Source organism: Mycobacterium shimoidei (assembly GCF_900417275.1).
Classification (GTDB): Bacteria; Actinomycetota; Actinomycetes; order Mycobacteriales; family Mycobacteriaceae; genus Mycobacterium; species Mycobacterium shimoidei.
Genome location: NZ_UEGW01000001.1, coordinates 3,764,485 through 3,778,039 on the forward strand (window position 1 = coordinate 3,764,485; position 13,555 = coordinate 3,778,039).

The following is a 13,555-nucleotide window of genomic DNA, read 5'->3' on the forward strand; positions in this document are numbered from 1 at the left end:
TCTTCCAACCCGCCGCAGTGACCCCCGGCGTAGCCTGACGATCATGAAAACCGGTGACACTGTGGCCGACTTCGAGCTCCCCGACCAGACCGGCACACCACGCAAGCTGAGCGATCTGCTGGCCGACGGACCCGTCGTGCTGTTCTTCTATCCCGCCGCGATGACGCCCGGCTGCACGCGCGAAGCGTGCCACTTCCGTGACGTGGCCGCGGAATTCGCCGCCGTCGGAGCCCAGCGTGTCGGCATCAGTACTGATGCGGTGGACAAGCAAGCCAAGTTCGCCGACACGCACGGCTTCGACTACCCGCTGCTGTCCGACTCCGAGGGCAAGGTCGCCGCGCAATTCGGCGTCAAGCGCGGGCTGTTGGGCAAGTTGTCGCCGGTCAAGCGCATGACGTTTGTCATCGACACCGACCGCACCGTGCTCGAGGTGATCGGCAGCGAGTTCAACTTCAATTCGCACGCCGATAAGGCGCTGGCGGCCCTGCGCGCACGCTCGTCTACATAGGTCTGTCAGCGCTTAGCGCTGGGGATTCCGGGCGCCACCGGTATGTGGCCGGGATCCGCGGTGACGTCCCCCACCGTGAAATTCCGAATTGCGTGTCCGACAACGCATTTCCTTACTTCGTTGATCCGAGGAGGCGTCACCGAATGGCCGGAGAAAACAACGCATGGCCGAGCTTGCGGGTCGAGGACTGGGTTCCAACCAGGGCGACATTGCACATGTGGGCTCAGATCGTCGGCAAGGTCCGGCTCGTTCATTCGCCCATGGTCAACCACTGGTGGCAGACCACCTTGTATGTGACTGCGCGTGGTTTGACGACCTCGACGATCCCGTATGCGAAGCAGGCATTCGACATTGAGTTCGACTTCGTCGATCACCAGTTGGTAATCCGCAGCACCAACGGCGCGACCCGCACCGTGGCGCTGGAGCCAAAATCGGTGGCCGAGTTCTATACACAGACCATGCACGCCCTCGACGAGCTTGGATTTCCCACCCGCATCCAGCCACACCCCAACGAAGTGGACCCGGCACCGCCGTTCGCCGCCGACGTCGAGCATGCGTCGTACGACCCTGCCGCCGCGCAGTTGTTCTGGCGCCAACTGGTTCACGCCAGCCGCGTACTCGGCCAGTTCCGGTCCCGTTTCGTAGGAAAAGTCAGCCCCGTGCATTTCTTTTGGGGTGCAATGGATCTCGCGTGCACCAGGTTCTCCGGTCGCGGTGCGCCACGCCACCCCGGCGGTGCCCCAAACGTGGGTGACTGGGTGATGGTCGAGGGATATTCGCACGAACTCAGCAGCTGTGGGTTCTGGCCCGGCGGCGGGGACGAAGGTGCCTTCTACGCCTATGCCTACCCCGAACCGGACAGCTTCGCCGCGCACCCGGTCAGACCTGCCGAGGCGCACTACAGCCAGGACCACGGCGAGTTCCTCTTGCCGTATGAGGTGGTGCGACGGGCCTCCGATCCTGACCGGGTACTCCTCGAATTCCTGCAAGACACCTACGAGGCAGAGGCCGTCGGTGCCGGCTGGGATCGCCGGGCGCTCGAAACCGACCCGGATCGCTGGAAGGCGTACCAGGCGCATATGTGAGGGTTGGAAAGTAGCGAATGTGGACGAGTCCAAGCGCAAAGAATCGGTAGTTGTCCCGCGCCGAGTGCCATTAGCGTCGTCTCGCGCGCGGTGGCTGATCGCGGCGGCGGTTCTCGGGTCCGGGGTCGCGCTTCTCGACGGCACCGTGGTCAATATCGCGCTTCCGGCAATAGGGCGGGAACTGGATGCCGGGCTGACCGGTCAGCAGTGGGTACTCGACGGCTACCTGTTATCGCTAAGCGCACTGCTGCTCTCCGGAGGTGCGGCCGGCGACCACTTTGGCCGGCGCCGGGTCTATGTCGGCGGGCTGATCGTTTTCACCGCAGCCTCTTTCGGTTGCGCTCTGGCACCGACCGCGGGCTGGCTGATCGGCGCACGGCTGGCGCAGGGCGTCGGCGCCGCGGCGTTGGTCCCGGCCAGCCTGGCCCTGATCGACACCGGGATCACCGAGGAGGACCGGGGCCGCGCAGTGGGAATCTGGGCGGGCATGTCGGGAGTAGCCACGGCCGTCGGCCCCTTCATCGGGGGTTGGCTTGTCGATGCCGCGTCGTGGCGCTGGGTGTTCTTCTTGAACATTCCATTGACCGCGGCGGCCGTCTGGATCACCGTCAGACACATCTCTGAATCCCGGGACACCGCGCCCCATGGTCGCGCCGACATCCTGGGCGCCGCAACGGTCACAATCGGCCTCGCGGGAGTGACCTACGCGCTGATCGAAGCACCCTCTCGCGGCTGGACACCGGTGACCGTGAGCGTCGCTGCTGTCGGCGCGGCCGCGCTGGTGGCCTTTCCGCTCGTCGAGATGCGTGCGGATTCGCCGCTTCTGCCCCTGCGGCTGTTTCGCTCCTGGCAGTTCACCGGTGCGAACCTCACCACTCTTGCCGTGTATGCGGCGGTCGGCGGCGCACTGTTCCTCCTGGCGCTGCAGCTGCAGCAAACTCTGCACTACTCTGCGTTGGCCGCCGGCGTCGCAACACTGCCCATCACCGTCATCATGCTGATCGGCTCACCATGGGCCGGTGCGGTTGCGCAGCGCACCAGTCCCCGGCTCCCGATGACGGTCGGTCCGTTGATCGCCGCTGCGGGTTTGGCGCTGATGGTCCGCATCGTGCCCGGGGCGTCGTATCTGCAAGCAGTCCTGCCGGCCGTTGTTGTCTTCGGGTTGGGACTGGCGATCACGGTCGCCCCGCTGACCGCGGCCGTTCTCGCCGCGGTGTCCGAGGAGCACGCGGGAACCGCTTCGGGTGTCAACAACGCCGTCGCGCGCCTCGCCGGGCTACTCGCCGTCGCGGTGTTGCCGATCGCGGCCGGCATGCGCGCGGGCCCCGGGCAACCGCTCGGCAACAGCTTCGCCGTCGCGATGCTTATCGCCACCGGCCTGTGCGTGATGGGAGGCATTGCGGCGGCCGCCACCATCCGCAGCGGCGCCGACGTCGGCCACCAGGTGCTGCCCGGCGTCAACCATTCCTGCCAAGACGCGTGCACCAGGCATGCCGCGTACGCGCGGGAGGCCGCGTAACAGCGGGCGCAACCGGCCGTCAGTCAGCCGGTTCCAGCAGCACGTCGGCATCGAAGCAGCTGTGATCGCCGGTGTGGCACGCGCCGCCAACCTGGTCCACCACCACCAGCACCGCGTCACCGTCGCAATCCAGCCGCACCGAATGCACGTGCTGGGTGTTACCGGAGGTGGCACCCTTGACCCACTGCTCACCGCGGGAGCGCGAAAAGTACGTGGCCTCACGTGTTTCCAAAGTCCGCGCCAGCGCAGCGTCGTCCATCCAGGCGACCATCAGGACGTCGCCGCTGCCGCGCTCCTGCACCACCGCGGTGAACAGGCCTTCGCTATTGCGCTTCAGGCGGGCCGCTATGTGCGGGTCGAGTGTCGTCACCGCACCACCAGCCCTTCAGCGGCCATCTCCGCCTTAACCTGCGCAATGGTGAGCTTGCGGAAGTGAAATACGCTGGCGGCCAGCACCGCATCGGCGCCCGCGAAAATCGCCGGAGCGAAGTGTTCGGGCGCCCCGGCACCGCCGCTGGCGATCACCGGCACACTTACCGCGGCGCGCACCGCACGCAGCATCGGCAGGTCGAAGCCGGCCTGGGTGCCGTCGGCGTCCATCGAGTTCAGCAGGATCTCCCCCACTCCGAGTTCGGCCCCACGCGCGGCCCATTCGACGGCGTCGATGCCCGTGCCGCGCCGTCCGCCGTGCGTGGTCACCTCCCAGCCCGACGGCGTCGGCGGCGAACCGGCGGGCACAGTACGCGCGTCGACCGATAACACGATGCACTGTGAACCGAATGCGCGGGCCATCTCTGCCAGCAATTCGGGCCGGGCGATGGCGGCCGTGTTGATCGACACTTTGTCCGCCCCGGCGCGCAACAACACGTCGACGTCGTCCACTGTGCGTATCCCGCCGCCCACGGTGAGCGGGATGAATACCTGCTCGGCCGTGCGGCGAACTACCTCCAGCATGGTGGCCCGGCCCGACGACGACGCGGTCACGTCGAGGAAGGTCAGTTCATCGGCGCCCTCGGCATCGTAGGCGGCAGCCAGCTCGACGGGATCGCCTGCGTCTCGGAGGTTTTCGAAGTTGACGCCCTTGACCACCCGCCCGTCGTCGACGTCTAGGCATGGGATCACCCGCACGGCGAGACCAGTGTTGAAATACATCAGTAGTCCTCGGGGTTGCCGACGCGCCGAAGGATCTCGAGCATTTCGGAGTGCACCCCGGGCGCCGCTGCCAGCACGGAGCGAGCCGCGGGTGTCCATGATTCGCCGGCCAGGTTCGTGACGACACCACCGGCCGCACGCACCAGGGCGACGCCGGCCGCGTGGTCCCACACATGGTCGCCGAAACTGATTGCTCCGCCGAGGATCCCGTCTGCGACATATGCCAAATCAACGCCGGTCGCGCCGTGCATGCGTATCCGAGACGATACGCGGCTGAGGTTTTCCAGCACGGCCAACCGGTAACGTCCCGGGAAACGCCCGCGTGAGTCGGCGTTGAAGGTGCCGATCCCGATCATCGAGTTGGCCAACTCGGCTGGTTCCAACGGCGGTTGTGCCACACCGTTTTTGAACAATCCGCCGCCGGCCACGGCGGTGTAGCGCTCACCGGTGAAGGGCAGCCAGGTCAGACCCGCGACCGGATCGCCGTTGTGCATCAGGCCGAGCAGAATTCCAGCGATGGGAGATCCGGCGGCGTAATTGAAGGTGCCGTCTATCGGGTCGAGCACCCAGACCCACGGCGAGTTGATGTCGGCTCCACCGAATTCCTCTCCGTGCACCTCGATTCCGGTTTGTTGGACCAGCGCATCGACGACCTGGCGCTCGATGGCCAAATCGACCTTGGTGGCGAAGTCGTCGCCCTTCTTGGCTACCGCCGAATTGGCGCGGTGACCTTCGAGGAACTGCTCGGACGCGGCGTCGAGGATGTCAGCGGCCTTGGCCACCAGCGCATCGAGATCTTTGGAGTCCGCTGTCATTGGCCAACTGCCTCAAGCGCCTGTGGCAAGCTGAACCGACCGGCGTAGAGGGCCTTCCCGACGATGGCGCCCTCGACTCCGTACTCGGTCAGCGTGGCGATGGCACGCAGATCTTCGATGCTGGACACCCCGCCGGACGCGATCACCGGAGCATCGGTACGTTCGGCGACCCTGCGCAGCAGATCCAAGTTGGGGCCGGTCAGGGTGCCGTCCTTGGTGACGTCGGTGACGACGAAGCGCGAACACCCCTGGCGGTCAAGACGTTGCAGGACTTCCCACAGATCTCCGCCGTCGGTTTCCCAGCCCCGGCCGCGCAGCCGGTGTTCGCCGTCGACGATCCGTACATCCAGGCCGACAGCGACCCGGTCGCCGTGCTCTGCGATCACTTCAGCGCACCACTGCGGATTCTCCAGTGCCGCGGTGCCGAGATTGACCCGCGCGCAGCCGGTCGCCAGCGCGGCGCTCAACGAGTCGTCGTCGCGGATTCCGCCCGACAGTTCGACATTCACGTCGAGCTTGCCGACGACCTCGGCCAGCAGTTCCCGGTTCGAGCCACGCCCGAATGCGGCGTCGAGGTCGACCAGGTGCACCCACTCGGCACCGTCGCGCTGCCAGCCCAAAGCCGCGTCCAGCGCCGACCCGTACTCGGTCTCGCTGCCGGCGCGGCCCTGCACCAAGCGCACAGCGCGGCCGTCGACCACATCGACAGCGGGCAACAAAATCAGCACATTCCCTCCTGTGCCGCGAAAGTGCAACTACCGACACCTCTACTCGGGATTCGCGTCGTGGAATGCACTTTCGCGGAGCTGGTCATAGTCCTTCCACCCAGTTTCTGAGCACCGTCGCCCCGGCGTCCCCGCTTTTCTCCGGGTGGAACTGGGTCGCTGCCAGCGGCCCGTCTTCGACCGCGGCGAGGAACGGAACCTCATGGGTGGCCCAGGTCAGCAGCGCGTCGGAGCGGCCTTCCCAGCGCTGCGCGGCATAGGAGTGCACAAAATAAAACCGGGCGTCGTCACTGAGTCCCCGGAACAGCGTCGTGCCCTGAGGTGCGGCCACCACATTCCAGCCCATGTGGGGGATCACCTTGGCGTCCAGCCGAGTCACCGCGCCGGGCCACTGGCCACAACCCGCCGACTCCACCCCGAACTCCACGCCGCGGGTGAACAGGATTTGCATGCCCACGCATACCCCCAACACCGGCTGCTCGTTGGCGACCCGCTCGGCGATGACCTGCTCGCCGCCGATTGCCCGCAGCCCGGTCATGCACGCCTCGAAAGCGCCCACGCCGGGCACCACCAGCCCGTCGGCGGCCGCGGCAGCCCTCAGATCACTGGTCACCTCAACGTCGGCACCGACGCGCTGCAGCGCGCGCTGCGCCGAGCGCAAATTGCCCGACCCGTAGTCTAGAACGACAACTGACTTCACAGAGCGCCTTTGGTGGACGGCACACCGGACACACGGGAATCAAGTTCGACGGCTTGGCGCAACGCACGGGCGACGGCCTTGTACTCCGCCTCGGTGATGTGGTGCGGGTCGCGGCCATACAGTACCCGCACATGCAACGCAATACGGGCGTTGTTGGCCAACGTCTCGAACACGTGCCGGTTGACGACAGTGTGATACGGCACCGTGTTACCGGCAATAGTGAAGTGCCGCAGGTGATCCGGCTCACCTGTGTGCACGCAGTACGGCCGCCCGGACACGTCGACGATCGCGTGCGCCAGCGCCTCGTCCATCGGGATGAAGGCATCGCCGAAGCGCCGGATGCCGGACTTGTCGCCGAGCGCCTGCCCCAGCGCCTGCCCGAGAACGATCGCGGTGTCCTCGATGGTGTGATGCGCTTCGATTTCGACGTCACCCTTCGCGCGCACGCTCAAGTCGAAGCTCGCGTGGGTGCCGAGCGCGGTCAGCATGTGGTCGTAGAACGGGATGCCGGTGTCGACATCGGCTCGCCCGGTGCCGTCGAGGTCGAGTTCGACCACGATGTCACATTCCTTGGTGCTGCGCTCTACCCGTGCACGACGACTCATGACGCTCCTAATCGCTGGGCCAATTCGGTGACGGCGATCTGCGCGCTGGCCGCCAAAAACACGTCATTTTCCTCAGCCAGTCCGGTGGTGACACGCAGGTAGCCGGGGATGCCGACGTCGCGGATCAAAATGCCGGCGTCGAGGTAGCGCTGCCAGGCGGTGGGTGCGTCGGCGAACTGCCCGAACAGCACGAAGTTGGCGTCGCTCGGGATGACCCGAAAGCCGATGGCCCTCAATGCTTCCGTCACCCGTTCGCGTTCGGCGACCAACTTGGCGACGCTGCCCAGCGTGTCGTCGGCATGGCGCAGGGCGGCGCGCGCGGCGGCCTGGGTGACCGACGACAGGTGATAGGGAAGCCGCACCAACAGCACCGCCTCGATCACCGCCGGGGTGGCGATGAGATAACCGAGCCGGCCCCCGGCGAACGCGAACGCCTTGCTCATCGTGCGGGTGACGATCAGCTTGGCCGGAAACTCCTCGATTAGTTGAACGGCACTGGGTTGCGACGAAAATTCGCCGTAGGCCTCGTCAACGATCAGAATTCCCGGCGCCGCCTCCAGCAGCCGCCGCAGGTCCGGTAACGAAACACTCTGCCCAGACGGGTTGTTGGGGCTGGCGATGAACACCACGTCGGGGCGGTGCTCGGCGAGTGCTGCTATCGCCGCGTCGACGTCGAGGCTGAAGTCGTCAGCGCGCGCCGTTTCGATCCATTCGGTGTGGGTCCCGTCGGCGATGATCGGATGCATCGAATAGGACGGGACGAAACCGATCGCGCTGCGCCCCGGCCCGCCGAACGCCTGCAGTAATTGCTGCAGAATCTCGTTAGAGCCGTTGGCGGCCCACAGGTTTTCCAGGCCGAGCCGCACCCCGGTTTGCGCGGTCAAATAGTCGGCAAGGTCACGGCGCAGCGCCACCGAGTCACGATCGGGATAGCGGTGTAGATCTGCAGCGGCATCCCGCACCGATGCGACGACGTCGTCGATTAGCGCTTTGGTGGGCGGGTGTGGGTTCTCGTTCGTGTTCAGCCGGATCGGGACCGCCAATTGCGGTGCCCCATAAGGTGATTTGCCGCGCAGGTCATCACGCAGCGGCAGCTGCTCGAGGGTTGGGCGGCCGGTCATCGTTCGAACCTCCGCCGTACCGCTTCGCCGTGCGCGGGCAGGTCTTCGGCCTTGGCCAGCGTGATGATGTGCCCGGACACGTCTTTGAGCGCGGCCTCGGTGTAGTCGACGACGTGGATGCCGCGCAGGAAGGTTTGCACCGACAGTCCGCCGGAATGCCGGGCACATCCGGCTGTCGGCAACACGTGATTGGAGCCCGCGCAATAGTCGCCGAGGCTGACCGGCGAATAGGGGCCGACGAAAATCGCTCCGGCGGAGTGGATCTGCGCGGCCACCGCAGGTGCGTCGACGGTCTGGATCTCCAGGTGCTCGGCGGCGTAAGCATTCACCGCGCGGACGCCGGCGTCGAGGTCATCGACCAAGATGACCGCCGACTGAGGCCCGCGCAGCGCCGCCGTCACCCTGTCGCGGTGCACGGTGGTTCGTAGTTGGTGGGCCAGTTCGGTTTCGGTGGCGTCGGCCAGCTCCGCGCTCGGTGTCACGAGCACACTGGCGGCCATCTCGTCGTGCTCGGCCTGGCTGATCAGGTCGGCGGCCACATGCGCGGGGTCGGCGGTGTGGTCGGCGAGGATTGCGATTTCGGTCGGCCCGGCCTCGGCGTCGATGCCGACCCGTGAGCGGCAGAGGCGCTTCGCGGCGGTGACGTAGATGTTGCCCGGCCCGGTGATCATGTCGACGGGCGCGAGTTCGCCGCCGTCGGTGTCGGTGCCGCCGTAGGTGAGCAGCGCCACTGCCTGCGCCCCGCCCACGGCCCAGACTTCGTCGATGCCCAGCAGCCGCGCCGCGGCCAGGATCGTCGGGTGCGGCAAGCCATCAGATGCCGCTTGCGGCGGGCTGGCCACCACCAACGAGCCGACGCCGGCGACCTGCGCCGGCACCACGTTCATCACCACGCTCGACGGGTACACGGCATTGCCGCCCGGCACGTAGAGGCCCACCCGCTGGACCGGCACCCAGCGCTGCGTGACCACAGCCCCGGGGCCCAGGGTCGTCGTCGAGTCGGCACGACGCTGATCAGCATGCACGGCGCGGGCCCGGTCGATCGCCACCTCAAGGGCCTCGCGAACATCGGCTGCCAAGCCGGCCAGCGCGGCATCGAGCTCGCCGGCGCGAACCCGCACCGCCGCCGGCCGGACCTGATCGAACGTCTCACCGAACTCCAGCGCGGCCGCCGCCCCCCGTTCGGCTACCGCCTCGACAATCGGGCGCACCCTGGGCAGCACAGCGTCGACGTCGGCAACACCGCGCGGCAATGTCGCGCGCAACTGAGCAGCGGATAGCTCGGCGCCGCGCAGGTCAATGCGGGCCATCAGGGTCACGCTGACCATTGTCCCAGGCAGGACCAAATGGTTATCGGGCCGGTACAGTGACCGCCATGTCAGCACAGGATCACCCAAAAGGCGCCCAAGAGTTCCCGGCAATCTTCCCGCCGTGGTTGGACCGGCTGCAGATCAAATATATGAACCCGGTGGTTAAGAAGGTTGCGCGTTTTCTACCCGGGACGTCGATCATCAAGCACCGAGGCCGAAAGTCCGGCAAGCCGTACGAAACGGTCGTCACCACCTACCGCAAGGGCAACCTGCTGGCGATCGCGTTGGGCCACGGCAAAACGGAGTGGGTCAAGAATGTGCTGGCCGCCGGCGAGGCTGACGTGCGGCTGTCTCGGCGGGATCTGCACATCACCAACCCGCGGATCGTGCCGGCGGGCGCAGACGGCGAGGGCCTGCCGTGGCTAGCCCGTTTGCAGGCGCGTCGGGTCGCCGTTTTCGTCGCCGATATCTCCTGAGCGCTGGCTACAGGTCCAGCCCGACGTCGAGCACCCGCACCGAGTGGGTGAGCGCGCCGACGGCCAGATAGTCGACCCCAGTCCCGGCGTAGGCGGCCGCGTTGTCCAGAGTGAGGCCGCCAGAGGATTCCAGCTTGACCGCGGACCCGCGGGCATCGCGACGCTGCACAGCGATCTGGGTTTGCCAGACCGGGAAGTTGTCCAACAGCACCAGCTCGACGTCCTCGGCGAGCACGTCGTCGAGCTGCTCGAGCGAGTCGACTTCCACCTCGCACGGCAGATCCGGTGCCTTGGCACGTACCGCGCGCAACGCCGCCACCACCGAGCCCGCCGCCGCGACGTGGTTGTCTTTGATCAGCGCCGCGTCGCCCAGGCCCATCCGGTGATTGACCCCGCCGCCGACGCGGACCGCATATTTCTGCAACGCACGTAGCCCGGGCAGCGTCTTGCGGGTGTCACGGATTTTGGTGTTGGTGCCGTGCACGGCGTCGACCCAGGCGGCTGTCGTGGTGGCGATGCCGGATAGATGGCACACCAGGTTGAGCATGGTCCGCTCGGCGGTCAGCAGCCCGGACGTCGGTGCTTGCAGCCTCAACAGCGCCGCACCGGGCTGCAGCCGCGCGCCGTCGTCGACGCGGTCAAGCACCCGGTAGCCGTCCGGACCCACCACCTCGTCGAGCACCAGCAGCGCAATGTCGACACCGGCGATCACGCCCGCCTCGCGGGTGATCAGCGCCGCGGTGGCCGTCGCGCCGTCCGGCACCGTCGCCAGCGTGGTGACGTCCGGGCCGTAGCGCAGGTCTTCGTCGAGCGCACGCGCGATCGTGGCGCGAGCCTCTGCAAGCTCGCACTCGGAGAGGCCCATCAGCACACCGCCGCCGGCGCCTCAGCGTGCACGGTGTTCTCCTCCTCGCACAGCCGCACGACGATGCTGCGGGCGTACTCGGGGGCAGCGTCGGGGTATTCGGCACGATGATGACAGCCACGGGTTTCGTCGCGGGCCAGCGCAGCGGCGACCACCGCGCGCGCCGTCACGGTCAGCGCCACGTCTTCGAGATCAGCCCGGCACCGCACGTCGCGCATGGGCGCCGCCGCGAGCGTATCGGCCGACCGACGCAGACCGTGCTCGGTACGCACCACCGACGCATTCCTGCTCATCAGCTGCTGTAAGTCGTTGCGCACCAACGCGATAGCGGGCTCCACTTCCACCGGCGTGGCCCGCAAGGACCCCGTCGCGGCCGCGTGAGCTGCCGCGGCCCTACCGGCACGTCCGCCCACGACCAGGCCTTCGAGCAGGCTGTTGGAGGCCAGTCGGTTCGCGCCGTGCATCCCGGTTCGGGCGACCTCACCTGCGGCGTACAGACCCGGCAGTTCGGTTTGTCCGTGTACGTCGGTGACGACGCCGCCGCAACTGTAGTGCGCACCGGGAACGACCGGAATCGGTTGGCGGACCGGGTCGATTCCTATCGCCCGGCACGCGGCGGTGACGGTCGGAAAGCGCGCCTCGAAACCGGGGACGGCGCGGGCGTCGAGATACAAGCACGGCTCTCCCGTCGCTTTGAGTCGCGCGTCGACCGCTGCGGCGACGATGTCGCGCGGCGCCAAGTCGGCCATCGGATGCACGCCGGCCATCACTGGGTTGCCTTGAACGTCAAGCAGTATCGCGCCCTCACCGCGCAACGCCTCGGTGACCAGCGGTCGCCGACCGTCGGTGTGTCCGTCGAACAGCATGGTCGGGTGGAACTGGATGAATTCGATATCGCTGACCGGAACCCCCGCCCACAGTGCCAGCGCGATGCCGTCGCCGGTTGAGCCGTCCGGGTTGGTGGTCGCGGTGTAGAGGTGGCCCAGCCCCCCGGTGGCCAAGATCACCGATGGCGCGTGCACGATGCCGAGCCCGTCGGTGTTGGCCACCAGCACTCCGGCGACCGGCCCGCTTTTGTAATCTTCCTGCAGCACGCGCAGAGCGACGTGGTTGGTGCGGATATCCAGTGCGGCGGCAGCCTGATCGAGTACGCGCTGCACCTCAGCACCGGTGGCGTCACCGCCGGCGTGCACGATGCGCCGCCGCGAATGCCCGCCCTCGCGCGTCAGCGCCCATCGGCCAGGGTGCGACTCGTCGAATCGTGCTCCGTCGCCGACCAATTCGGCCACCGCCCGGTAGCCGTCGGCCACGATCGAGGTCACCGCTTCCGCGTCGCACAGGCCCGCGCCGGCGGCCACTGTGTCAGCCACGTGGGCTTCTACCGAGTCGTCGCTGTCGGGCAGCACCACCGCGATGCCGCCCTGGGCGTAGTGCGTGGCGGTCACCCCCGGCCTGCGCCCGGCCTTGCTGAGCACCATGACGCGTCGGCCGGCGCGGTGCACGGCCAGCGCGGCGGCCAGGCCGGCCACCCCGGTACCGATGACGACGACATCGGCATGCTGCTGCCAGACCAGAGGAGCGCTCATTCGCCGCCGCCAGGCTGCCCGATTGCAATCATCCGTTCCACGCTGCGGCGGGCCGCCGCGGCGATGTTCGGGTCGACATCGACTTCGTCGGCGCCTTCAACCAGACAACGCAGCAGCGCCGCCGGTGTGATCATCTTCATGAACTTGCATGATGCACGGTCGTTGACGGCCTGGAAATCAGTGCCCGGCGCGGCATTTCGTAATTGGTACAACATTCCGACCTCGGTGGCGACCAGCACTTGGCGCGCGTGGGTGGCACGTGCGGCGTCGAGCATGCCGCCGGTGGACAAGATCTTGACCCGCTCTTGCGGGAAGACGCCTTCGCCGGCGAGATACAGAGCCGAAGTGGCGCAACCACATTCGGGATGCACATACAGTTCGGCGTCGGGATTCGCCCGAGCCCGCTCGGCCAGCTCGTCGCCGTTGATTCCGGCGTGCACGTGGCATTCGCCGGCCCACACGTGCAGGTTCTTTCGCCCAGTGACCCGCCGCACATGCGCGCCGAGGAACTGGTCGGGACAGAACAACACCTCGCGGTCGGGGTCGATGGATGCGACGACGTCGACAGCGTTCGACGAGGTGCAACAGATGTCGGTGAGCGCCTTGACCGCTGCCGTGGTGTTGACGTAAGACACGACGACCGCGCCGGGGTGCTCGTCCTTCCAGGCCTGCAAGTCCTCGGGTGTGATCGAGTCCGCCAGTGAGCAGCCGGCGCGCTGGTCGGGAATCAGCACCGTCTTGTCCGGTGACAGGATCTTCGCGGTCTCGGCCATGAAATGCACGCCGCAGAACACGATGGTGTCCTCGGGCGCGGCGGCGGCGACTCGCGACAACGCCAGCGAGTCACCGACGTGGTCGGCGACGTCCTGAATCGCGGGCAACTGATAGTTGTGCGCCAGGATGGTGGCGCCCCGCAGATCGGCCAACCGGCGGATTTCCGCAGCCCATCGCGCGTCGCCGTCCACGCCCGAGTAGCCGGCCGGCGTGTTGGTGATGCCGGCAGCCAGGCCGTCGGCCAGCCCATCCGCACGATTCAGCACCTCGGTCATAAGCGCCGCTCCTTTGGCTGACGGGGTTTTCGACTTATA

The 13,555-nt window shown here is 67.2% G+C and carries 15 protein-coding genes; 4 read left to right on the forward strand and 11 right to left on the reverse strand.

The window, feature by feature from the left end:
• The first annotated feature begins 43 nt into the window (after window positions 1-43).
• The 3 genes from MSP7336_RS18155 to MSP7336_RS18165 all read left to right on the forward strand — a co-directional run bounded on the left by MSP7336_RS18155 (window position 44) and on the right by MSP7336_RS18165 (window position 3,112).
• Window positions 44-508, forward strand: a complete 465-nt coding sequence (locus MSP7336_RS18155; protein WP_069396798.1) for a peroxiredoxin — start codon at window positions 44-46, stop codon at window positions 506-508.
• Window positions 509-651: 143 nt separating this feature from the next.
• Complete coding sequence (locus MSP7336_RS18160) at window positions 652-1,593, forward strand: DUF5996 family protein (protein ID WP_069396799.1); 942 nt, start codon at window positions 652-654, stop codon at window positions 1,591-1,593.
• A gap of 19 nt (window positions 1,594-1,612) precedes the next feature.
• On the forward strand, window positions 1,613-3,112 hold the full coding sequence (locus tag MSP7336_RS18165; RefSeq protein WP_244917491.1) for an MFS transporter: 1,500 nt from the start codon (window positions 1,613-1,615) through the stop codon (window positions 3,110-3,112).
• 19 nt (window positions 3,113-3,131) lie between these two features.
• Here the strand turns inward: MSP7336_RS18165 and hisI are convergent, their stop codons facing one another.
• The 8 genes from hisI to hisD form a co-directional block, all read right to left on the reverse strand.
• Window positions 3,132-3,482: a phosphoribosyl-AMP cyclohydrolase gene (gene hisI / locus MSP7336_RS18170; RefSeq protein ID WP_069396801.1), complete on the reverse strand. Its 351-nt coding sequence runs from the start codon at window positions 3,480-3,482 to the stop codon at window positions 3,132-3,134.
• Window positions 3,479-4,264, reverse strand: a complete 786-nt coding sequence (gene hisF, locus MSP7336_RS18175; RefSeq protein WP_069396802.1) for an imidazole glycerol phosphate synthase subunit HisF — start codon at window positions 4,262-4,264, stop codon at window positions 3,479-3,481. Before hisF ends, hisI begins: the two co-directional genes overlap by 4 nt.
• A complete protein-coding gene (locus MSP7336_RS18180) occupies window positions 4,264-5,079 on the reverse strand; it encodes an inositol monophosphatase family protein (RefSeq protein WP_113964274.1) in 816 nt (271 codons plus the stop codon). The genes hisF and MSP7336_RS18180 overlap by 1 nt, the downstream gene beginning before the upstream one ends.
• Window positions 5,076-5,807 carry a bifunctional 1-(5-phosphoribosyl)-5-((5-phosphoribosylamino)methylideneamino)imidazole-4-carboxamide isomerase/phosphoribosylanthranilate isomerase PriA gene (gene priA / locus MSP7336_RS18185; protein ID WP_069396804.1) on the reverse strand — a complete coding sequence of 244 codons (732 nt, stop codon included), beginning with the start codon at window positions 5,805-5,807 and terminating at the stop codon, window positions 5,076-5,078. Before priA ends, MSP7336_RS18180 begins: the two co-directional genes overlap by 4 nt.
• 82 nt (window positions 5,808-5,889) lie before the next feature.
• Entirely contained in the window at window positions 5,890-6,504 is a 615-nt protein-coding gene (hisH, locus tag MSP7336_RS18190; RefSeq protein WP_069396805.1) for an imidazole glycerol phosphate synthase subunit HisH, read from the reverse strand.
• Window positions 6,501-7,109: an imidazoleglycerol-phosphate dehydratase HisB gene (hisB, locus tag MSP7336_RS18195; protein WP_069396806.1), complete on the reverse strand. Its 609-nt coding sequence runs from the start codon at window positions 7,107-7,109 to the stop codon at window positions 6,501-6,503. Before hisB ends, hisH begins: the two co-directional genes overlap by 4 nt.
• Window positions 7,106-8,230: a histidinol-phosphate transaminase gene (locus tag MSP7336_RS18200; protein WP_069396807.1), complete on the reverse strand. Its 1,125-nt coding sequence runs from the start codon at window positions 8,228-8,230 to the stop codon at window positions 7,106-7,108. Before MSP7336_RS18200 ends, hisB begins: the two co-directional genes overlap by 4 nt.
• A complete protein-coding gene (gene hisD / locus MSP7336_RS18205) occupies window positions 8,227-9,543 on the reverse strand; it encodes a histidinol dehydrogenase (protein WP_113965050.1) in 1,317 nt (438 codons plus the stop codon). The genes MSP7336_RS18200 and hisD overlap by 4 nt, the downstream gene beginning before the upstream one ends.
• A 62-nt stretch (window positions 9,544-9,605) precedes the next feature.
• On the opposite strand from hisD, the gene MSP7336_RS18210 reads away from it, so the two are divergent.
• Window positions 9,606-10,016: a nitroreductase family deazaflavin-dependent oxidoreductase gene (locus MSP7336_RS18210; protein ID WP_069396861.1), complete on the forward strand. Its 411-nt coding sequence runs from the start codon at window positions 9,606-9,608 to the stop codon at window positions 10,014-10,016.
• A gap of 7 nt (window positions 10,017-10,023) precedes the next feature.
• On the opposite strand, the gene nadC is transcribed toward MSP7336_RS18210, so the two are convergent.
• The 3 genes from nadC to nadA are packed head-to-tail and all read right to left on the reverse strand — an operon-like array spanning window position 10,024 to window position 13,516.
• Window positions 10,024-10,881: a carboxylating nicotinate-nucleotide diphosphorylase gene (gene nadC, locus MSP7336_RS18215; RefSeq protein WP_181786835.1), complete on the reverse strand. Its 858-nt coding sequence runs from the start codon at window positions 10,879-10,881 to the stop codon at window positions 10,024-10,026.
• Entirely contained in the window at window positions 10,881-12,467 is a 1,587-nt protein-coding gene (locus MSP7336_RS18220; RefSeq protein WP_113964275.1) for an L-aspartate oxidase, read from the reverse strand. Before MSP7336_RS18220 ends, nadC begins: the two co-directional genes overlap by 1 nt.
• A complete protein-coding gene (gene nadA, locus MSP7336_RS18225; protein WP_069396811.1) occupies window positions 12,464-13,516 on the reverse strand; it encodes a quinolinate synthase NadA in 1,053 nt (350 codons plus the stop codon). Before nadA ends, MSP7336_RS18220 begins: the two co-directional genes overlap by 4 nt.
• Window positions 13,517-13,555: the final 39 nt, after the last annotated feature.

Bases quoted from the DNA above. Each gene is read 5' to 3' on its own strand.
- hisB (WP_069396806.1), bottom strand. From the start codon at position 7,109: ATGAGTCGTCGTGCACGGGTAGAGCGCAGCACCAAGGAATGTGACATC.
- hisF (WP_069396802.1), bottom strand. From the start codon at position 4,264: ATGTATTTCAACACTGGTCTCGCCGTGCGGGTGATCCCATGCCTAGAC.
- MSP7336_RS18180 (WP_113964274.1), bottom strand. From the start codon at position 5,079: ATGACAGCGGACTCCAAAGATCTCGATGCGCTGGTGGCCAAGGCCGCT.
- nadA (WP_069396811.1), bottom strand. From the start codon at position 13,516: ATGACCGAGGTGCTGAATCGTGCGGATGGGCTGGCCGACGGCCTGGCT.
- nadC (WP_181786835.1), bottom strand. From the start codon at position 10,881: ATGGGCCTCTCCGAGTGCGAGCTTGCAGAGGCTCGCGCCACGATCGCG.
- MSP7336_RS18210 (WP_069396861.1), top strand. From the start codon at position 9,606: ATGTCAGCACAGGATCACCCAAAAGGCGCCCAAGAGTTCCCGGCAATC.
- MSP7336_RS18160 (WP_069396799.1), top strand. From the start codon at position 652: ATGGCCGGAGAAAACAACGCATGGCCGAGCTTGCGGGTCGAGGACTGG.
- MSP7336_RS18220 (WP_113964275.1), bottom strand. From the start codon at position 12,467: ATGAGCGCTCCTCTGGTCTGGCAGCAGCATGCCGATGTCGTCGTCATC.
- MSP7336_RS18200 (WP_069396807.1), bottom strand. From the start codon at position 8,230: ATGACCGGCCGCCCAACCCTCGAGCAGCTGCCGCTGCGTGATGACCTG.
- MSP7336_RS18155 (WP_069396798.1), top strand. From the start codon at position 44: ATGAAAACCGGTGACACTGTGGCCGACTTCGAGCTCCCCGACCAGACC.